19 protein-coding genes are annotated in these 19,042 nt (G+C 54.7%); 17 read left to right on the top strand and 2 right to left on the bottom strand.

From position 1 onward, the window contains the following. The first annotated feature begins 311 nt into the window (after nucleotides 1–311). From GBC03_22680 to rihA, 5 genes are all read left to right on the top strand, one after another. A complete protein-coding gene (locus GBC03_22680; protein QFS72804.1) occupies nucleotides 312–1,220 on the top strand; it encodes a glutamate/aspartate ABC transporter substrate-binding protein in 909 nt (302 codons plus the stop codon). Between the two features lie 163 nt (nucleotides 1,221–1,383). Next, nucleotides 1,384–2,124, top strand: a complete 741-nt coding sequence (gltJ, locus tag GBC03_22685) for a glutamate/aspartate ABC transporter permease GltJ (protein QFS72805.1) — start codon at nucleotides 1,384–1,386, stop codon at nucleotides 2,122–2,124. After that, a complete protein-coding gene (gene gltK, locus GBC03_22690; GenBank protein ID QFS72806.1) occupies nucleotides 2,124–2,798 on the top strand; it encodes a glutamate/aspartate ABC transporter permease GltK in 675 nt (224 codons plus the stop codon). Before gltJ ends, gltK begins: the two co-directional genes overlap by 1 nt. Next, nucleotides 2,798–3,523: a glutamate/aspartate ABC transporter ATP binding protein GltL gene (gene gltL / locus GBC03_22695; GenBank protein ID QFS72807.1), complete on the top strand. Its 726-nt coding sequence runs from the start codon at nucleotides 2,798–2,800 to the stop codon at nucleotides 3,521–3,523. The genes gltK and gltL overlap by 1 nt, the downstream gene beginning before the upstream one ends. Before the next feature lie 116 nt (nucleotides 3,524–3,639). Further along, nucleotides 3,640–4,575 (top strand): pyrimidine-specific ribonucleoside hydrolase RihA, encoded by a 936-nt coding sequence (rihA, locus tag GBC03_22700; GenBank protein QFS72808.1) that lies wholly within the window; start codon nucleotides 3,640–3,642, stop codon nucleotides 4,573–4,575. An 89-nt stretch (nucleotides 4,576–4,664) separates the two neighbouring features. Here rihA and GBC03_22705 read toward each other — a convergent pair whose 3' ends face one another. Beyond that, on the bottom strand, nucleotides 4,665–5,147 hold the full coding sequence (locus GBC03_22705; GenBank protein ID QFS72809.1) for a zinc ribbon-containing protein: 483 nt from the start codon (nucleotides 5,145–5,147) through the stop codon (nucleotides 4,665–4,667). Nucleotides 5,148–5,382: 235 nt separating this feature from the next. Between GBC03_22705 and leuS the strand changes: the two genes are divergently transcribed. From leuS to nadD, 4 genes are read left to right on the top strand one after another with little or no spacing between them, the layout of a single operon-like run. After that, nucleotides 5,383–7,965: a leucine--tRNA ligase gene (gene leuS, locus GBC03_22710; GenBank protein ID QFS72810.1), complete on the top strand. Its 2,583-nt coding sequence runs from the start codon at nucleotides 5,383–5,385 to the stop codon at nucleotides 7,963–7,965. 14 nt (nucleotides 7,966–7,979) lie between these two features. Next, nucleotides 7,980–8,570, top strand: coding sequence for an LPS assembly lipoprotein LptE (lptE, locus tag GBC03_22715; protein ID QFS72811.1), 591 nt, complete (start codon nucleotides 7,980–7,982; stop codon nucleotides 8,568–8,570). Continuing rightward, nucleotides 8,570–9,601, top strand: a complete 1,032-nt coding sequence (gene holA / locus GBC03_22720; GenBank protein QFS72812.1) for a DNA polymerase III subunit delta — start codon at nucleotides 8,570–8,572, stop codon at nucleotides 9,599–9,601. The genes lptE and holA overlap by 1 nt, the downstream gene beginning before the upstream one ends. A 1-nt stretch (nucleotide 9,602) precedes the next feature. Then, complete coding sequence (nadD, locus tag GBC03_22725) at nucleotides 9,603–10,244, top strand: nicotinate-nucleotide adenylyltransferase (protein QFS74105.1); 642 nt, start codon at nucleotides 9,603–9,605, stop codon at nucleotides 10,242–10,244. Here nadD and GBC03_22730 read toward each other — a convergent pair. Next, the gene (locus GBC03_22730; GenBank protein QFS72813.1) at nucleotides 10,219–11,304 is read right to left on the bottom strand and encodes a threonine-phosphate decarboxylase; all 1,086 of its coding nucleotides are present in this window, start codon (nucleotides 11,302–11,304) and stop codon (nucleotides 10,219–10,221) included. The two genes, nadD and GBC03_22730, sit on opposite strands and share 26 nt — an antisense overlap. A gap of 97 nt (nucleotides 11,305–11,401) precedes the next feature. Here GBC03_22730 and GBC03_22735 point away from each other — a divergent pair, with 97 nt between their 5' ends. From GBC03_22735 to GBC03_22770, 8 genes are all read left to right on the top strand, one after another. Then, nucleotides 11,402–12,013 (top strand): adenosylcobalamin/alpha-ribazole phosphatase, encoded by a 612-nt coding sequence (locus GBC03_22735; GenBank protein ID QFS72814.1) that lies wholly within the window; start codon nucleotides 11,402–11,404, stop codon nucleotides 12,011–12,013. 257 nt (nucleotides 12,014–12,270) lie between these two features. Next, on the top strand, nucleotides 12,271–12,588 hold the full coding sequence (gene rsfS / locus GBC03_22740; protein ID QFS72815.1) for a ribosome silencing factor: 318 nt from the start codon (nucleotides 12,271–12,273) through the stop codon (nucleotides 12,586–12,588). Nucleotides 12,589–12,591: 3 nt separating this feature from the next. Then, nucleotides 12,592–13,059, top strand: coding sequence for a 23S rRNA (pseudouridine(1915)-N(3))-methyltransferase RlmH (rlmH, locus tag GBC03_22745; GenBank protein QFS72816.1), 468 nt, complete (start codon nucleotides 12,592–12,594; stop codon nucleotides 13,057–13,059). Nucleotides 13,060–13,088: 29 nt separating this feature from the next. Further along, entirely contained in the window at nucleotides 13,089–14,990 is a 1,902-nt protein-coding gene (locus GBC03_22750) for a peptidoglycan DD-transpeptidase MrdA (protein QFS72817.1), read from the top strand. Nucleotides 14,991–14,992: 2 nt separating this feature from the next. Continuing rightward, nucleotides 14,993–16,105 (top strand): peptidoglycan glycosyltransferase MrdB, encoded by a 1,113-nt coding sequence (mrdB, locus tag GBC03_22755; GenBank protein QFS72818.1) that lies wholly within the window; start codon nucleotides 14,993–14,995, stop codon nucleotides 16,103–16,105. 10 nt (nucleotides 16,106–16,115) lie between these two features. Beyond that, nucleotides 16,116–17,231, top strand: coding sequence for an endolytic peptidoglycan transglycosylase RlpA (gene rlpA, locus GBC03_22760; protein ID QFS72819.1), 1,116 nt, complete (start codon nucleotides 16,116–16,118; stop codon nucleotides 17,229–17,231). Between the two features lie 148 nt (nucleotides 17,232–17,379). Continuing rightward, on the top strand, nucleotides 17,380–18,591 hold the full coding sequence (gene dacA, locus GBC03_22765; GenBank protein ID QFS72820.1) for a D-alanyl-D-alanine carboxypeptidase DacA: 1,212 nt from the start codon (nucleotides 17,380–17,382) through the stop codon (nucleotides 18,589–18,591). A 107-nt stretch (nucleotides 18,592–18,698) separates the two neighbouring features. After that, complete coding sequence (locus tag GBC03_22770) at nucleotides 18,699–18,962, top strand: DUF493 family protein (GenBank protein ID QFS72821.1); 264 nt, start codon at nucleotides 18,699–18,701, stop codon at nucleotides 18,960–18,962. Nucleotides 18,963–19,042 lie beyond the last annotated feature (80 nt).

Below are 19,042 nucleotides of genomic sequence, written 5' to 3' on the forward strand. Positions count from 1 at the left end.
CCCTTCTTCCATTCTGGCACGCTCATTGCTTTGTTAAACAAGGCAAACCTGTTTTTGACGTTTAGCGCAACTTAGTCGCACTAAAGCAGTTCACTGGTAGCACCGAAACGGTGCAATGAGAGATTTTTGCCTCTAAACGGTGCGGCGCACTTCGCAAAAATAAACAATAACGCAGCAAAATCTTTACATTAAGCCAGACTAAATGTTAACAAACAGGTAAAACACTGCACGCTTAAGTTGCAGGTGATAACAACACAGACACTCACAATAAGTATCACTGCGTCGACGGCGCAGACGATAAGGAGTTGGATATGCAATTACGTAAGCTAGCCACAGCAATGCTGGTTATGGGACTGTCAGCCGGTCTGGTACACGCGGAAGACGCAGCGCCAGCCGCAGGCAGCACGCTCGACAAGATCGCCAAAAACGGCGTTATCGTCGTCGGTCACCGTGAATCCTCCGTGCCGTTTTCTTATTACGACAATCAGCAGAAAGTGGTGGGTTATTCTCAGGATTACTCCAACGCCATCGTTGAAGCCGTGAAGAAGAAACTCAACAAGCCCGATCTGCAGGTTAAGCTGATCCCGATTACCTCTCAGAACCGTATTCCGCTGCTGCAAAACGGCACCTTCGACTTTGAGTGCGGTTCCACCACCAACAACCTTGAGCGCCAGAAACAGGCCGCCTTCTCTGACACCATCTTTGTCGTCGGCACGCGCCTGCTGGCGAAAAAAGGCGGCGACATTAAAGACTTCGCGGACCTGAAAGGCAAAGCGGTTGTTGTGACGTCAGGAACCACCTCTGAAATTCTGCTGCACAAGCTGAACGACGAACAAAAAATGGACATGCGTATCATCAGCGCTAAAGACCACGGTGACTCTTTCCGTACTCTGGAAAGCGGTCGCGCCGTTGCCTTTATGATGGATGATGCCCTGTTGGCCGGTGAGCGTGCGAAGGCGAAGAAACCAGATAACTGGGAAATCGTCGGCAAACCGCAGTCTCAGGAAGCCTACGGCTGCATGCTGCGCAAAGACGATCCTGAATTCAAAAAGCTGATGGATGACACCATCGCCCAGGCGCAGACCTCAGGTGAAGCCGCGAAATGGTTTGATAAGTGGTTCAAAAACCCGATCCCACCAAAAAACCTGAACATGAATTTCGAACTGTCGAACGAAATGCAGGCGCTGTTCAAAGAACCGAATGATAAAGCACTTAACTAATTAAAACTAAATGGGGCGGGGACTCCTTGCCCTCTCGATTGCTATACAGCACGGACAGACTATAGGCCTGATGGTCGTTCCCCATCAGGCCTGAAAACCGAAGTACGCTGGATAACAATCTTCGAGGGTAGCGCTGCTACCCTTATTTTTTCGGAGTAGATGTATGTCAATAGACTGGAACTGGGGCATTTTTTTACAACAAGCCCCATTCGGCAACACCACCTATCTCGGCTGGCTCTGGAGCGGCTTTCAGGTCACCGTCGCCTTATCCATCACCGCCTGGATCATTGCCTTCCTGGTCGGTTCTTTGTTCGGCATTTTACGCACCGTCCCGAATCGCTTCCTTTCCGGGCTCGGCACCCTTTATGTAGAACTGTTCCGCAACGTTCCGCTGATCGTCCAGTTCTTCACCTGGTACCTGGTCGTGCCTGAACTGCTGCCGGAAAATCTTGGTATGTGGTTTAAAGCGGAACTGGATCCCAACATTCAGTTCTTCGTCTCTTCCATGCTCTGTCTGGGGCTTTTCACCGCAGCACGCGTCTGCGAACAGGTTCGCGCCGCCATTCAGTCACTGCCACGCGGCCAGAAAAACGCGGCACTGGCGATGGGGCTGACCCTGCCGCAGGCATATCGCTACGTGCTGTTGCCTAACGCCTATCGCGTGATCGTCCCGCCGATGACCTCTGAGATGATGAACCTGGTGAAAAACTCCGCCATCGCCTCCACCATCGGTCTGGTCGATATGGCAGCGCAAGCCGGTAAGCTGCTGGATTACTCGGCGCATGCCTGGGAATCGTTTACCGCCATCACCGTGGCGTACGTGTTGATTAATGCCTTCATCATGCTGGTGATGAGTGTGGTGGAACGTAAAATCCGCCTGCCTGGCAATCTGGGAGGCAAATAATGTACGAGTTCGACTGGAGTTCTATTGTCCCTTCCCTGCCGTATCTGCTGGACGGGCTGCTCATCACGCTGAAGATTACCCTGACAGCGGTGGTCATCGGTATTGTCTGGGGAACGTTGCTTGCGGTCATGCGCCTTTCCAGCTTCGCGCCTGTCGCCTGGTTTGCTAAAGCGTACGTTAACGTTTTCCGCTCCATCCCGCTGGTGATGGTACTGCTGTGGTTCTACCTGATCGTACCGGGATTACTGCAGGACGTTCTGGGGCTGTCACCGAAAACCGATATTCGCCTGATTTCGGCGATGGTCGCCTTTTCGATGTTTGAAGCCGCTTATTACTCCGAGATTATCCGTGCGGGTATCCAGAGCATTTCCCGCGGACAATCAAGCGCGGCGCTGGCGCTGGGCATGACCCACTGGCAGTCAATGAAGCTCATCATTCTGCCGCAGGCGTTTCGCGCGATGGTACCGCTGCTGCTTACACAGGGCATCGTTCTGTTCCAGGATACCTCCCTGGTGTACGTCTTAAGCCTCGCGGATTTCTTCCGTACCGCTTCTACTATTGGCGAGCGTGATGGTACACAGGTCGAAATGATCCTGTTTGCCGGGGCCGTCTACTTTGTTATCAGCCTGAGCGCGTCGTTGTTGGTCAGCTATTTGAAGAAAAGGACAGTTTAATGATTACCCTGAAAAATGTTTCTAAATGGTATGGTCACTTTCAGGTGCTGACCGACTGCTCCACGGAAGTGAAAAAAGGGGAAGTGGTGGTGGTCTGCGGCCCGTCGGGTTCCGGAAAATCCACGCTGATCAAAACCGTTAACGGTCTGGAGCCGGTACAAAAAGGTGAAATCACCGTAAACGGCATTATGGTCAATGACAAAAAAACCGATCTGGCGAAGTTACGTTCTCGCGTCGGGATGGTGTTCCAGCACTTTGAGCTGTTCCCGCATCTGTCGATTATCGAAAACCTGACTCTGGCGCAGGTGAAAGTGCTGAAGCGTGATAAAGCCCCGGCGCGCGAAAAAGCGCAGAAGTTGTTGGAGCGCGTGGGCCTTGCCGCGCATGCCAATAAGTATCCGGCCCAACTTTCCGGTGGCCAGCAGCAGCGTGTGGCGATAGCCCGCGCGCTATGTATGGATCCTATCGCCATGCTGTTCGATGAACCCACCTCCGCGCTCGATCCGGAAATGATCAACGAAGTACTGGACGTCATGGTTGAACTGGCCAATGAAGGGATGACCATGATGGTGGTGACCCATGAAATGGGCTTTGCGCGCAAAGTGGCGAACCGGGTGATCTTTATGGACGAGGGGAAAATCGTTGAGGACTCGCCGAAAGAGGAGTTCTTCGCCAACCCGAAATCCGAACGTGCAAAAGACTTCCTTGCCAAAATCCTGCATTAACTTTTCCGGCGCGCATGTCAGAATGCGCGCCATTTCACGCTTTCTTGTCTCGCTCCTCGAATCATTTTCATCCCGGCGTTACCCTTGCCGCAAAGTAGCATTCATAAGGAGCAACAATGGCACTGCCAATTCTATTAGATTGCGACCCGGGTCATGATGACGCTATCGCAATTGTTCTCGCCCTCGCCTCACCGGAACTTGACGTTAAAGCCATCACCTCATCCGCAGGTAACCAGACACCCGATAAAACGCTGCGTAACGTATTACGGATGCTGACGTTACTGAACCGCATAGACATTCCGGTAGCGGGCGGCGCAGTGAAACCCTTGATGCGCGGGCTAATCATTGCCGATAACGTCCACGGCGAAAGCGGACTGGATGGCCCGGCGCTGCCGGAACCCGCCTTTGCGCCTCAGGCCTGTACCGCCGTTGAGCTGATGGCGAAGACGCTGCGCGAGAGCACACAGCCGGTCACCCTCGTCTCTACCGGGCCGCAAACCAACGTTGCGCTGTTGCTGAACAGCCATCCTGAACTGCATGACAAAATCGCTCGCATCGTGATCATGGGCGGCGCAATGGGGCTCGGCAACTGGACGCCTGCCGCCGAATTCAATATCTATGTTGACCCAGAAGCCGCTGAGATCGTCTTCCAGTCAGGCATTCCGGTGGTAATGGCCGGCCTGGACGTCACGCATAAAGCGCAAATTCACGTCGAAGATACCGAACGCTTCCGCGCTATTGGCAACCCGGTTTCCACTATCGTTGCGGAGCTACTCGATTTCTTCCTTGAGTATCATAAAGACGAGAAATGGGGATTCACCGGCGCGCCGCTACATGACCCGTGCACCATCGCCTGGCTGCTAAAACCCGAACTGTTTACCACCGTCGAACGCTGGGTTGGCGTGGAAACGCAGGGGAAATATACCCAGGGGATGACCGTGGTGGACTATTACTTCCTGACGGGCAAAGCACCCAACGCCACGGTAATGGTGGATGTGGATCGCCAGGGGTTTGTTGACCTGCTGGCAGAACGGCTAACGTTTTACGCGTGATCAATGCCGGATGGCGCTGACGCTTATCCGGCCTACATAATAGTCACCGTAGGCCGGATAAGATGCGTCAGCATCGCCATCAGGCTATATTACGGTTCAAACGGTCGACGCTGGAACTGGTCGTGTCCGCATTTTGGACACAATGGCAGCACGTCCGGCGTATACACCGCCAAGTGAAAATGGCACTTCTCGCAGACCAGATTGCCCAACCCCACCACTTCGCCACTGTGATAGACCCCGTGATGACTCAGGTCCTGAAAGACTTCGCGCCATTCAAGCTGCGTTTTGTCCGTGATATCCGCCAGCTCCTGCCACAGGCTCTCTTTGATCACCCGCATAAAGACGCTGTCGGATTCCTCTTCCTGACTCTCCTCATAGCTCACGGCGAACTCTTCCAGGTCACGCCTGACGGCGCGTGTCAGTTCGTCCACTTCGGTTCGCGTTAACTCCCCGGCCTGCAAAACCCGCTGCCGCGCCTGTTCCACCAGCGCATCGATATCGCGCTCGCCATTGCGCAGACGTTCACTTAATGACGCCACCAGTTCACGGTAATATTGAGCAACCTTGTTCATCGTTTCGCCTCCTGGGTCGTTAACTGTCTATAATAATAGACGTTATTTAGGCCGCGCTTTGCAAGACTGCCCACAGAGTGTGTAAATTCGTGCAAGGATTGTCATGGCGTGAATTCGAACCTGAATGCGCGAAAGGCTGTTTTGACGCGGGCGTTTGGGCTATGCTATGCGGATCTGAAACACCACATCGAAAGCTACGTTTGTAGCTGTATTGAAAACAGGACCACTGGCTGCCATGCAAGAGCAATACCGCCCGGAAGAGATAGAATCCAAAGTACAGCTTCACTGGGATGAGAAGCGCACATTTGAAGTTACCGAAGACGAGAGCAAAGAGAAGTATTACTGCCTGTCTATGCTTCCCTATCCTTCTGGTCGACTACACATGGGCCACGTACGTAACTACACCATCGGTGACGTGATCGCTCGTTATCAACGCATGCTGGGCAAAAACGTGCTGCAGCCTATCGGCTGGGACGCCTTCGGCCTGCCTGCAGAAGGCGCGGCGGTGAAAAACAACACCGCGCCGGCACCGTGGACCTACGACAATATCGCCTACATGAAGAACCAGCTCAAAATGCTGGGCTTTGGCTATGACTGGAGCCGTGAACTGGCGACCTGCACCCCGGAATACTATCGCTGGGAGCAGAAATTCTTCACTGAGCTGTACAAAAAAGGTCTGGTCTATAAGAAAACCTCAGCAGTCAACTGGTGCCCGAACGATCAAACCGTACTGGCGAACGAACAGGTTATCGACGGCTGCTGCTGGCGCTGCGACACCAAAGTTGAGCGTAAAGAGATCCCGCAGTGGTTTATTAAAATCACCGCCTATGCCGACGAACTGCTCAATGATTTGGATAAGCTGGACCACTGGCCTGACACCGTGAAAACGATGCAGCGCAACTGGATTGGCCGTTCTGAAGGCGTGGAAATCACCTTTAATGTGAACGGTTATGACAACACGCTGACCGTCTACACGACCCGCCCGGACACCTTTATGGGTGCCACCTATCTGGCGGTTGCCGCCGGTCACCCGCTGGCGCAGAAAGCGGCAGAGAGCAATCCTGAACTGGCGGCCTTTATCGACGAATGCCGTAACACCAAAGTGGCCGAAGCCGACATGGCGACCATGGAGAAAAAAGGCGTCGACACCGGCTTTAAAGCGGTTCACCCCTTAACCGGCGAAGCGATCCCGGTCTGGGCGGCTAACTTTGTGCTGATGGAATACGGCACCGGCGCGGTCATGGCCGTACCGGGTCACGATCAGCGCGACTACGAATTTGCCACCAAATACGGCTTAACCATTAAGCCGGTTATCCTGGCAGCCGACGGCTCTGAGCCGGATCTTTCCGAACAGGCGATGACCGACAAAGGCGTCCTGTTTAACTCCGGCGAGTTTGACGGTCTGGCTTTCGAAGCGGCCTTTAACGCCATTGCTGATAAGCTGGCAGCGAAAGGTGTCGGCGAGCGTAAGATCAACTACCGTCTGCGCGACTGGGGCGTTTCTCGTCAGCGTTACTGGGGCGCACCGATCCCGATGGTCACACTGGAAGACGGCACCGTGCTGCCGACGCCGGAAGATCAACTGCCGGTGATCCTGCCGGAAGATGTTGTGATGGACGGTATTACCAGTCCGATCAAAGCCGATCCTGCGTGGGCAAAAACCACCGTTAACGGCCAGCCTGCGCTGCGTGAAACCGACACCTTCGACACTTTTATGGAGTCCTCCTGGTACTATGCGCGCTACACCTGCCCGCAGTATCAGGAAGGGATGCTGGATTCCAACGCAGCAAACTACTGGCTGCCGGTAGATATTTACATTGGCGGTATCGAACACGCCATCATGCACCTGCTCTACTTCCGCTTCTTCCACAAACTGATGCGCGATGCCGGCATGGTGAACTCTGACGAACCGGCAAAACAGCTGCTGTGTCAGGGAATGGTACTGGCGGATGCGTTCTACTATGTCGGCGAAAGCGGCGAGCGTAACTGGGTTTCCCCGGTGGATGCGATCGTTGAACGCGACGAGAAAGGTCGCATCGTGAAGGCGAAAGACGCGGCGGGCCATGAACTGGTGTATACCGGCATGAGCAAAATGTCCAAGTCGAAAAACAACGGTATCGACCCGCAGGTGATGGTTGAACGTTACGGCGCGGATACCGTGCGTCTGTTTATGATGTTCGCCTCTCCGGCTGATATGACGCTGGAATGGCAGGAGTCCGGCGTGGAAGGCGCTAACCGCTTCCTGAAACGTGTCTGGAAACTGGTGTACGAACACACTTCCCGTGGCGATGTTGCGCCGCTGAACGTTGACGCGCTGACGGAAGATCAGAAAGCGCTGCGTCGCGATGTTCACAAGACTATCGCCAAAGTGACCGATGATATCGGCCGCCGTCAGACCTTCAACACCGCGATTGCCGCCGTGATGGAGCTGATGAACAAGCTGGCGAAAGCCCCGCAGGATGACGAGCAGGATCGCGCGCTGATGCAGGAAGCCCTGCTGGCGGTGGTGCGGATGCTTAACCCGTTTACCCCACACGTTTGCTTTACGCTGTGGCAGGCGCTGAAGGGCGAAGGCGACATCGACAACGCGCCGTGGCCGGTCGCGGACGACGCCGCAATGGTCGAAGACTCCACGCTGGTTGTAGTCCAGGTTAACGGCAAGGTGCGTGGCAAAATCACCGTTCCGGTGAATGCGACAGAAGAACAGGTTCGTGAACGCGCGGGCCAGGAACATCTGGTCGCAAAATATCTTGATGGCGTTACCGTACGTAAAGTGATTTACGTGCCGGGTAAACTCCTCAATCTGGTCGTTGGCTAAGCGCGGGAGGAAGCGTGCGATATCTGGCAACATTGTTGTTATCTCTGGCGGTGTTAACCACCGCCGGGTGTGGCTGGCACCTGCGCAATACCACGCAGGTTCCGGACACAATGAAAACCATGATTCTGGACACAGGGGATCCGAATGGTCCGTTAAGCCGTGCAGTGCGTAATCAACTGCGTCTGAATGATATTGAGCTACTGGATAAGAGTACGCTGCGTAAAGACGTACCGTCTTTACGTCTGGGTCGGGTCAGTATTTCGAAAGATACCGCGTCTGTCTTCCAGAATGGTCAGACTGCGGAATATCAGATGATTATGACGGTCAGTGCGTCGGTGTTGATTCCTGGTCACGATATTTATCCTATCAGCGTCCGGGTATTCCGTTCGTTCTTCGACAACCCGCAGATGGCGCTGGCGAAAGATAACGAGCAGGATATGATCATCAAAGAGATGTACGACAGAGCGGCGGAACAGTTGATTCGTAAACTGCCAAGCGTACATGCTGCCGATCGTCTCTCATCGCAAGAAGAGGTTGCCGTTGACGATAAAGAAGCGGCTCCCGCTTCCTCTTCAACGCGTGTCTCCAGCACGCTGGGTAACTGATGATTCGGTTGTACCCTGAACAACTCCGCGCGCAACTCTCTGAAGGGTTGCGCGCGGCGTATCTGCTACTCGGAAACGATCCTTTGTTGTTGCAGGAAAGCCAGGACGCCATCCGTCAGGTTGCGGCAACTCAGGGGTTCGACGAACACCATACTTTTACTCTCGACAATAATACCGACTGGAACGCGTTGTTCTCGCAATGCCAGGCAATGAGCCTGTTCGCCAGTCGTCAGACGCTGCTGTTGTTACTGCCCGAAAATGGCCCGAATGCCGCCATTAATGAACAACTGGTTACGCTGGTTCAGTTGCTGCATGACGATCTGCTGCTGATCGTGCGCGGAAATAAGCTCAGTAAGGCGCAAGAAAATGCCGGCTGGTTTAGCGCGCTGGCCGAGCGAAGCGTACAGGTCAGTTGCCAGACGCCGGAACAGGCGCAACTTCCCCGTTGGGTAGCGGCGCGCGCAAAGCAAAATAATTTGCAACTGGACGACGCGGCGAATCAACTATTGTGCTATTGCTATGAAGGTAACCTGCTGGCTTTGGCGCAGGCGCTGGAACGTTTATCCTTATTGTGGCCAGACGGTAAGCTCACCCTGCCCCGCGTCGAGCAGGCCGTTAACGACGCCGCCCACTTCACCCCGTTCCATTGGGTGGATGCGCTGGTCATGGGCAAAAGTAAGCGCGCACTGCACATTCTTCAACAGTTACGTCTGGAAGGCAGCGAACCGGTTATTCTGCTGCGCACCCTGCAACGTGAGCTGTTGCTGCTGGTCACGCTAAAACGCCAGTCGGCCCACACCCCGCTGCGCACGCTCTTTGATAAGCACCGCGTCTGGCAAAACCGCCGTGGCATGATTGGCGATGCGCTGAACCGGCTTAGTCCGGCGCAGTTACGTCAGGCGGTGCAATTACTGACACGTACGGAATTAACGCTGAAGCAGGACTATGGCCAGTCGGTCTGGGCAGAGCTTGAAGGGCTCTCACTGCTGATTTGCCACAAAGCGCTGGCTGAAGTTTTTATTGATGGCTGATATGAAATCGTTACAGGCTCTCTTTGGCGGCACCTTTGATCCGGTGCACTATGGTCACCTCAAGCCCGTGGAAACGCTGGCCAATCTGATTGGTCTGTCGCGGGTCATCGTGATGCCCAATAATGTTCCCCCTCATCGCCCGCAGCCGGAGGCGACCAGTGCACAGCGAAAAACCATGCTTGAACTGGCGATTGCCGACAAGCCGCTGTTCATCCTCGATGAGCGCGAACTGCGGCACGACACGCCCTCCTATACGGCGCAAACGCTGAAGGCCTGGCGTGAAGAACAAGGTCCGGATGTCCCGCTGGCGTTTATCATTGGCCAGGACTCATTACTGACCTTCCCGACCTGGCATGACTACGAAACGATTCTCGACAATACCCATCTGATTGTCTGCCGCCGTCCCGGCTACCCGCTCGAAATGGCGCAGGAACAGCATCAGCATTGGCTGGATCAGCATCTGACGAATACGCCAGACGATCTGCACCTGCTGCCAGCCGGGAAAATTTACCTCGCCGAAACGCCGTGGTTCAATATTTCCGCCACGATCATCCGCGAACGACTGGAAAACGGCGAGCCGTGTGACGACCTGATGCCGCAAGCCGTGCTGGACTATATCAATCAGCACGGGTTGTATCGCTAAGCGCCTCGGTTAACGCCGCCAGCAGGCGGTTGTTCTCTTCCCGACTACGTATTGCCACACGGAAATAGCGTCCATCAAGACCAGGGTAATTGGCGCAACTGCGGATCAGAATATGCCGCGCCAGCAAAGCACGCTGAAGATCGGTTTCACTGCGCAGCAGGAGATAATTCGCCTGGCCAGGATACACCGTCAGCCCTGGCAGCGCGCACAGTTGCTGATAAAAGCGTCCGCCCTCTTCCCGCAGCCACCGCCATGTCGCTTGTTGATAGGCGGTATCCTGCAGAACCTGTTCCCCTGCCAGCGCGGCAAAGGCGTTGATCGACCACGGCATCTGTCGCGCCCTCATCGCCGCCACCGCCTGCTCATCGCTGTTGATGAGATACCCCAACCGCAGCCCCGGGATAGCATAGAATTTTGTCAGCGAACGCAGAACCCAGATATGCGGGTTATTCTGTAGCAGTGGAATAAACCCCGCCTCGTCGGCAATAAAATCGATAAACGCTTCATCAAGAATCAGCGCAATATTCAGCGCCCGGCAGCGCCCGGCAATCGCTTCGAGTAAACCCCGTTCCGGCAGTAATCCGGTGGGATTGTTAGGTGTGCACAAAAACAGACAGTCCAGTTCTGCCGTCAAGGCATCGAGGATCGCCCCGGTCAACTGCCAGCCGTCCTCTTCACGCAGCGCGAACGTATCGATGACGCATTCACCCCACTGTAACGCACGTTGGTATTCGGCAAATCCTGGTGTGACGATCATCGCCCGACGCGGATGCAAACCGTTCACCAGGGTAAAGATTGACTCGGTCTCACCGTTGCCAGCGAGGATCCAACCGGCTGGCACCTGATGATGTCGGGCCAGCGCCTGGTGCAAATGGCGGTAATCGACGTCGGGATAACGCTCGGCAAGGCGTAAATTGTCGACGATGGCGCGTTTTACCGTTTCGGGCATACCCAGTGGATTAATATTCGCGCTAAAATCCAGCAGCTTCTCGGGCGAGATCCCGAGGAGTTCGGCAGCCTCACGGATGTTACCGCCGTGGGCGCTTTTGAATAGAGACATTGTGCCGCTCCTGGCAAAAGAGGCTATTTTAGAGAAAATAGCGCGCGCATTCAGGGCGAATATCATGTTTTGCGCGAATACGTATCACGAGGGGAAAATGCGACTCTGGTTAGTTCGTCATGGTGAAACCGAAGCCAATGTGGCGGGATTGTACAGTGGTCATGCTCCCACGCCGTTGACCGGGCGCGGCGTTGCGCAGGCGCAAACGCTGAATACACTGCTCAGCCAGGTTCCCTTTGAGCAGGTGCTGTGTAGCGAGCTGGAACGCGCTCAGCACACGGCGCGTTTAGTGCTTCAGGGGCGTGAACTGCCGCTGCAGGTGAAGCCCGAGCTCAATGAGATGTTCTTTGGCGATTGGGAGATGCGCCATCACCGGGAGCTGACCCACGAAGATGCCGAGAACTATGCGGCCTGGTGCAACGACTGGCAAAATGCCGTTCCCACCAATGGAGAAGGGTTTCAGGCCTTCGCCCGGCGCGTTGAGCAGGCGATCGCATTTCTTGCCGATTATCAGCACCATGCGCATGTGCTAATGGTCAGCCATCAGGGCGTCCTCAGCCTGCTGATTGCCCGGCTGCTTGCCTTACCCGCCGCCGCAATGTGGCATTTTCGCGTTGAGCAAGGCTGCTGGAGCGCCATTGATTTTACTGGCGATTTTGCCACGCTTCGGGTTCTCAACAGCAGAGCGATATGGACACCTGGCGAGTAAAATGTCTGTTTTTTATCGCCAGAAACGCTCCGCCCATTGACACGCCAGGACAGGCTGCTATTCTCCGCTGCCAGACTTTCCCCGCCCTTCAGCGTTTTGCAGAAATTGTTTTACAAAAATGGCGATGCATTCTGTTGCATGGGGTGGGATGATAGCCCACTTTCAAAAACCGTCGGTGACATTTGTCCCGAAAGGACGGTGGGTTCAGGTATACTGACAGGCTTATTCATACTCATTCATGCACCCAGGGGGAAAACTTGCAGGGTAAAGCACTCCAGGATTTTGTAATCGACAAAATTGATGACCTTAAAGGTCAGGACATCATCGCCTTAGACGTTCAGGGCAAATCCAGTATCACCGACTGCATGATCATCTGTACCGGCACTTCCAGCCGTCACGTCATGTCTATTGCTGACCACGTCGTTCAGGAATCTCGCGCTGCGGGAATGCTGCCGTTGGGTGTGGAAGGTGAAAGCGTCGCCGACTGGATCGTCGTTGACCTGGGTGAAGTGATTGTCCATGTTATGCAGGAAGAGAGCCGTCGCCTGTATGAGCTGGAAAAACTCTGGAGTTAATGCGTGAAGCTTCAACTTGTCGCGGTAGGCACGAAAATGCCCGACTGGGTACAAACCGGTTTTACCGAGTACCTGCGGCGTTTTCCCAAAGACATGCCTTTTGAGCTGATCGAAATTCCGGCCGGCAAACGCGGCAAGAACGCGGACATCAAGCGTATTCTCGACAAAGAGGGTGAACAGATGCTGGCTGCCGCAGGCAAAAATCGCATTGTCACCCTGGATATTCCCGGTAAGCCCTGGGACACGCCGCAACTGGCAACCGAACTGGAACGCTGGAAACTGGACGGTCGTGATGTCAGCCTGTTAATCGGCGGGCCGGAGGGATTATCCCCTGCCTGTAAAGCAGCGGCAGAACAAAGTTGGTCGCTCTCTGCGCTAACACTTCCTCATCCGCTTGTCCGGGTGCTGGTGGCAGAGAGCCTGTATCGGGCGTGGAGCATTACCACTAATCACCCTTATCACCGTGAGTGATCACTGAGCTTGAGTAGACTAAGCAGCGGATGAAATTACAGAATTCTTTTCGCGACTATACGGCTGAGTCCGCGCTATTTGTGCGCCGGGCGCTGGTCGCTTTTTTGGGTATCTTACTGCTCACCGGCGTGCTTATCGCCAACCTGTATAATCTGCAGATTGTCCGTTTTACCGATTACCAGACTCGCTCGAATGAAAACCGGATTAAGCTGGTGCCCATCGCCCCCAGCCGCGGCATCATTTATGACCGTAACGGCATTCCTCTCGCCCTGAACCGTACCATTTACCAGATCGAAATGATGCCCGAGAAGGTCGATAACGTGCAGCAAACGCTGGATGCGCTGCGCAGCGTCGTCGACCTGACCGATGACGATATTGCGGCATTCAAGAAAGAGCGCGCACGTTCGCACCGCTTTACCTCTATTGCCGTCAAAACTAACCTGACCGAAGTCCAGGTTGCGCGTTTTGCCGTTAACCAGTACCGCTTCCCCGGTGTTGAAGTAAAAGGCTATAAGCGCCGGTTCTACCCGTACGGTTCTGCGCTCACCCATGTCATTGGCTACGTGTCGAAGATTAACGATAAAGACGTTGAGCGACTGGATAAAGATGGCAAGCTGGCTAACTACGCTGCCACCCATGACATCGGGAAACTGGGGATTGAGCGCTACTACGAAGACGTGCTGCACGGTCAGACCGGCTACGAGGAAGTCGAAGTCAACAACCGTGGCCGCGTTATCCGCCAGCTCAAGGAAGTTCCGCCGCAGGCCGGACACGATATCTACCTGACGCTGGATCTCAAACTGCAGCAGTATATCGAAACGCTGCTCGCCGGCAGTCGTGCCGCCGTGGTGGTCACCGACCCGCGTACCGGCGGCGTGCTGGCGCTGGTCTCTATGCCAAGTTATGACCCGAACCTGTTCGTCGACGGCATCTCCAGCAAAGATTACGCCGGTCTGCTTAACGATCCGAACACGCCGCTGGTCAACCGCGCAACGCAGGGGGTTTATCCGCCAGCATCAACGGTGAAGCCGTATGTCGCGGTGTCTGCGTTAAGCGCGGGCGTCATCACCCGCAATACCAGTCTGTTTGACCCAGGCTGGTGGCAGTTGCCCGGTTCAGAAAAACGTTATCGCGACTGGAAGAAATGGGGTCACGGGCATCTGAATATCACTAAATCGCTGGAAGAATCTGCAGATACTTTCTTCTATCAGGTCGCCTATGACATGGGAATCGATCGCCTCTCTGAGTGGATGGGCAAATTCGGTTACGGTCACTATACCGGCATCGATCTGGCGGAAGAGCGTTCCGGCAACATGCCTACCCGCGAGTGGAAGCTCAAACGCTTCAAAAAGCCCTGGTATCAGGGCGATACCATCCCGGTCGGTATTGGTCAGGGCTACTGGACGGCAACGCCGATTCAGATGAGTAAGGCGCTGATGATTTTGATTAATGACGGCGTGGTGAAGGTGCCTCATCTGCTGATGAGCACCGCAGAAGACGGCAAAAAAGTACCCTGGGTGCAGCCGCAGGAGCCACCGGTTGGCGACATTCATTCTGGTTACTGGGAACTGGCGAAAGACGGTATGTATGGCGTCGCCAACCGTGGCAACGGGACCGCGCACAAATATTTTGCCAGCGCACCGTATAAAATTGCCGCTAAATCCGGTACCGCGCAGGTCTTCGGTCTGAAAGCCAACGAAACCTATAACGCGCATAAAATTGCCGAGCGCCTGCGTGACCATAAACTGATGACTGCATTTGCGCCGTACAACAACCCGCAGGTAGCGGTCGCCATCATCCTGGAAAACGGGGGGGCAGGCCCGGCGGTGGGGACCATTATGCGTCAGATTCTTGACCACATCATGTTGGGCGATAACAACACCGATCTGCCAGCTGAAAACCCGGCGGTTGCAGCGGCGGAGGATCAATAACCATGACGGATAATCCGAACAAAAAAACATTCTGGGATAAAATCCATATCGATCCCACCATGTTACTGATTTTACTGGCGCTGCTGGTTTACAGCTCAATGGTTATCTGGAGCGCCAGCGGCCAGGACATTGGCATGATGGAACGTAAAGTCGGTCAAATTGCGATGGGTCTGGTGATCATGGTGGTCATGGCGCAGATCCCGCCCCGCGTCTATGAAGGCTGGGCGCCGTATCTCTATATTTTCTGTATTATTCTGCTGGTGGCGGTCGATGCCTTCGGCGCGATCTCCAAAGGCGCACAGCGCTGGCTGGATCTCGGCATCGTACGTTTTCAGCCTTCTGAAATCGCCAAGATTGCGGTTCCTTTGATGGTCGCACGTTTTATCAACCGTGACGTCTGTCCGCCGTCCCTGAAGAACACGGCCATCGCGCTGGTGCTGATTTTTATGCCCACGCTGCTGGTGGCGGCGCAGCCTGACCTTGGAACGTCGATTCTGGTCGCGCTTTCCGGACTGTTCGTGCTGTTCCTCTCTGGCCTGAGCTGGCGTTTGATTGGCGTCGCCGTGCTGCTGGTTGCGGCGTTTATCCCGATCCTGTGGTTCTTTCTGATGCATGATTATCAGCGTCAGAGGGTGATGATGCTGCTTGACCCGGAAACCGATCCGTTGGGTGCCGGTTACCACATCATTCAGTCTAAAATTGCAATTGGTTCCGGCGGTCTGAGCGGCAAGGGGTGGCTACACGGTACCCAGTCACAGCTCGAATTTTTACCCGAGCGCCACACCGACTTTATCTTCGCCGTACTGGCGGAAGAGCTCGGTCTGATCGGGATACTGATCCTGCTGGCGCTGTATATTTTGCTTATTATGCGTGGTCTGTGGATTGCCGCCCACGCGCAAACCACCTTTGGTCGCGTGATGGCCGGTGGCTTAATGTTGATTTTATTCGTTTATGTCTTCGTTAATATTGGTATGGTGAGTGGGATTTTGCCTGTTGTAGGCGTTCCGCTTCCGTTGGTCAGTTACGGAGGCTCAGCACTGATCGTGTTGATGGCCGGGTTCGGGATTGTCATGTCGATCCACACCCACAGAAAAATGTTATCGAAAAGCGTGTAAGGGGTGCGCAATGCGTAAGCAATTGCCTGGAGTCTGCGTCGCAGCAGGAATTATGCTGCTCGCGGCATGTACGAGTGATGATGGTCAGCAACAGAATACCGTCGCGCCACAGCCAGCGGTATGTAATGGGCCCGTCGTTGAAATCAGCGGGGCCGATCCGCGTTTTGAACCGCTCAACCCGACCGCTAATCAGGATTACCAGCGGGACGGTAAGAGCTATAAGATTGTGCAGGATGCCTCACGCTTTAGTCAGGCAGGATTCGCGGCGATCTACGATGCCGAACCCGGTAGCAATCTGACCGCCTCAGGTGAAGCGTTCGATCCAATGCAGCTCACCGCAGCACATCCGACGTTACCGATCCCGAGCTATGCGCGAATCACTAACCTCGCCAACGGGCGGATGATCGTGGTGCGCATTAACGATCGCGGGCCCTATGGCAACGATCGCGTGATTTCACTGTCACGTGCTGCTGCCGACCGTCTGAACACCTCCAATAACACCAAAGTACGCATCGATCCCATTATTGTTGCGCAGGATGGATCGCTGTCCGGTCCGGGTATGGCCTGTACCACCGTGGCCAAACAGACTTATGCCCTGCCCTCACGTCCGGATCTGAGCGGGGGGATGGGCAGCGCCTCCTCCGCACCGCAAGCGATGCAGCCACAGGGTGACGTTCGCGCCATCAGCAATTCCACGCTGCAAAGTGAAGATAACGCTGGCGCACCCGTTCAGAGCAGCGGCTTCCTCGGTGCACCGACGACCCTGGCCGCAGGCGTACTGGAAGGCAGCGAACCGACGCCAGCACCACAGCCTGCGGCTGCAACTCCCGCTAGCGCGCCAGTCAGTGCACCGGCAGCGACACCCGCCGCGACGGCTGCGCCTGCCGCAGCGTCCGCCAGCGGCAGTTACGTAGTGCAGGTGGGGGCGGTGAGCGATCAGGGGCGCGCCCAGCAGTATCAGCAGCGCTTAGGCCAGCAGTTTGGCGTGCCGGGACGCGTCACGCAGAACGGCGCCGTGTGGCGTATTCAGCTCGGGCCGTTCGCCAGCAAAGCACAAGCCAGTGCGCTACAGCAGCGTTTACAATCTGAAGCCCAATTACAGTCCTTCATTACCGGCGCGCAATAACGTAACAAGGGCATCTGAAGTGTCAATTTCTGTAAATGACGTTAACTACGTTAACAAAGTCGTGCGGAAAGTCAGATGCCTGCCGGTATTGCATTTGCTATAGTAGGGCACTTTTTTTAATTCCATCACGGACGTCGTAGTTCAGACCATGAAGACCACTTTTTCCGCTCGTTTCCTGCAGCGCATGGCGCTCACCACGGCTCTTTGTACAGCCGCTATTTCAGGCGCGCATGCCGATGACCTGAACATCAAAACCATGATCCCGGGTGTTCCGCAGATCGACGCGGAGTCCTATATCCTCATTGACTATAACTCCGGTAAAGTGCTGGCGGAACAGAACGCCGATACGCGTCGTGACCCGGCCAGTCTGACCAAAATGATGACCAGTTACGTTATCGGTCAGGCAATGAAAGCGGGTAAGTTCAAAGAAACGGATTTGGTCACTATCGGTAATGACGCCTGGGCCACGGGTAATCCGGTCTTTAAAGGTTCATCGCTGATGTTCCTGAAACCTGGCATGCAGGTTCCGGTGTCGCAACTGATTCGCGGGATTAACCTGCAGTCCGGTAACGATGCCTGTGTCGCGATGGCTGACTTTTCTGCCGGCAGCCAGGATGCGTTTGTCGGGCTGATGAACAGTTACGTGAACGCGCTGGGCCTGAAAAACACCCACTTCCAGACGGTTCACGGTCTGGATGCCGACGGTCAGTACAGCTCCGCCCGTGATATGGCGCTGATTGGTCAGGCGTTGATCCGCGACGTTCCTAACGAGTACTCCGTCTACAAAGAAAAAGAGTTCACCTTTAACGGCATCCGTCAGTTGAACCGTAACGGCCTGCTGTGGGACAACAGCCTGAAGGTGGATGGTATCAAGACGGGTCACACTGACAAAGCTGGCTACAACCTCGTTGCTTCGGCGACTGAAGGTCAGATGCGTTTGATCTCAGCGGTCATGGGCGGACGCACCTATAAAGGGCGTGAAACAGAAAGCAAAAAACTGCTGACCTGGGGCTTCCGTTTCTTCGAAACGGTTAATCCGCTGAAAGCAGGCAAAGAATTCGCATCTGAACCGTCCTGGTTTGGTGATACCGATCGCGCCTCCTTAGGGGTCGATAAAGATGTGTATCTGACCATCCCGCGTGGCCGTATGAAAGACCTGAAGGCCAGCTATGTGCTGAACAGCACGGAGTTGCATGCTCCGTTGCAGAAAAATCAGGTGGTCGGTACCATCAACTTCCAGCTTGACGGTAAAACCATTGAGCAGCGTCCTCTGGTCGTACTGCAGGAAATCCCCGAAGGCAACTTCTTCAGCAAAATCATTGATTACATTAAGTTAATGTTCCATCACTGGTTTGGTTAAAAATTGAACACTTGAAAGTGTGATTTCCATCCCCATATACTAAGCATCAGTAAAACTCCCGCCCTCTGGCGGGAGTTGTTATTTATTTACGTTACGCCGGAGCTGACATGAAAACCAAACTTAACGAACTGCTTGAATTCCCTACTCCTTTTACTTACAAAGTCATGGGGCAGGCGTTACCTGAGCTGGTTGAACAGGTGGTTGAAGTGGTACAGCGCCATGCGCCAGGTGATTACTCCCCGACGGTAAAACCCAGCAGCAAAGGCAATTACCACTCGGTTTCAATTACCATCAACGCGACCCATATTGAGCAGGTTGAAACCCTGTACGAAGAGCTCGGTAACATCGAAATCGTCCGTATGGTTCTGTAATACAGGTTCGGGCCCCGACCTTGTTCGGGTGCCCACCTCGCCTTCTCTTCGCTGTGATATACTTCTCTCCCCCATTGGTT

The sequence above is a fragment of the Citrobacter telavivensis genome, assembly GCA_009363175.1.
Classification (GTDB): domain Bacteria; phylum Pseudomonadota; class Gammaproteobacteria; order Enterobacterales; family Enterobacteriaceae; genus Citrobacter_A; species Citrobacter_A telavivensis.

Excerpts from the sequence above, each read along its gene's own strand:
- GBC03_22680 (QFS72804.1), top strand. The coding sequence starts at position 312 with ATGCAATTACGTAAGCTAGCCACAGCAATGCTGGTTATGGGACTGTCA.
- gltJ (QFS72805.1), top strand. The coding sequence starts at position 1,384 with ATGTCAATAGACTGGAACTGGGGCATTTTTTTACAACAAGCCCCATTC.
- gltK (QFS72806.1), top strand. The coding sequence starts at position 2,124 with ATGTACGAGTTCGACTGGAGTTCTATTGTCCCTTCCCTGCCGTATCTG.
- gltL (QFS72807.1), top strand. The coding sequence starts at position 2,798 with ATGATTACCCTGAAAAATGTTTCTAAATGGTATGGTCACTTTCAGGTG.
- rihA (QFS72808.1), top strand. The coding sequence starts at position 3,640 with ATGGCACTGCCAATTCTATTAGATTGCGACCCGGGTCATGATGACGCT.
- GBC03_22705 (QFS72809.1), bottom strand. The coding sequence starts at position 5,147 with ATGAACAAGGTTGCTCAATATTACCGTGAACTGGTGGCGTCATTAAGT.
- leuS (QFS72810.1), top strand. The coding sequence starts at position 5,383 with ATGCAAGAGCAATACCGCCCGGAAGAGATAGAATCCAAAGTACAGCTT.
- holA (QFS72812.1), top strand. The coding sequence starts at position 8,570 with ATGATTCGGTTGTACCCTGAACAACTCCGCGCGCAACTCTCTGAAGGG.
- nadD (QFS74105.1), top strand. The coding sequence starts at position 9,603 with ATGAAATCGTTACAGGCTCTCTTTGGCGGCACCTTTGATCCGGTGCAC.
- GBC03_22730 (QFS72813.1), bottom strand. The coding sequence starts at position 11,304 with ATGTCTCTATTCAAAAGCGCCCACGGCGGTAACATCCGTGAGGCTGCC.
- GBC03_22735 (QFS72814.1), top strand. The coding sequence starts at position 11,402 with ATGCGACTCTGGTTAGTTCGTCATGGTGAAACCGAAGCCAATGTGGCG.
- GBC03_22750 (QFS72817.1), top strand. The coding sequence starts at position 13,089 with ATGAAATTACAGAATTCTTTTCGCGACTATACGGCTGAGTCCGCGCTA.
- mrdB (QFS72818.1), top strand. The coding sequence starts at position 14,993 with ATGACGGATAATCCGAACAAAAAAACATTCTGGGATAAAATCCATATC.
- rlpA (QFS72819.1), top strand. The coding sequence starts at position 16,116 with ATGCGTAAGCAATTGCCTGGAGTCTGCGTCGCAGCAGGAATTATGCTG.
- dacA (QFS72820.1), top strand. The coding sequence starts at position 17,380 with ATGAAGACCACTTTTTCCGCTCGTTTCCTGCAGCGCATGGCGCTCACC.
- GBC03_22770 (QFS72821.1), top strand. The coding sequence starts at position 18,699 with ATGAAAACCAAACTTAACGAACTGCTTGAATTCCCTACTCCTTTTACT.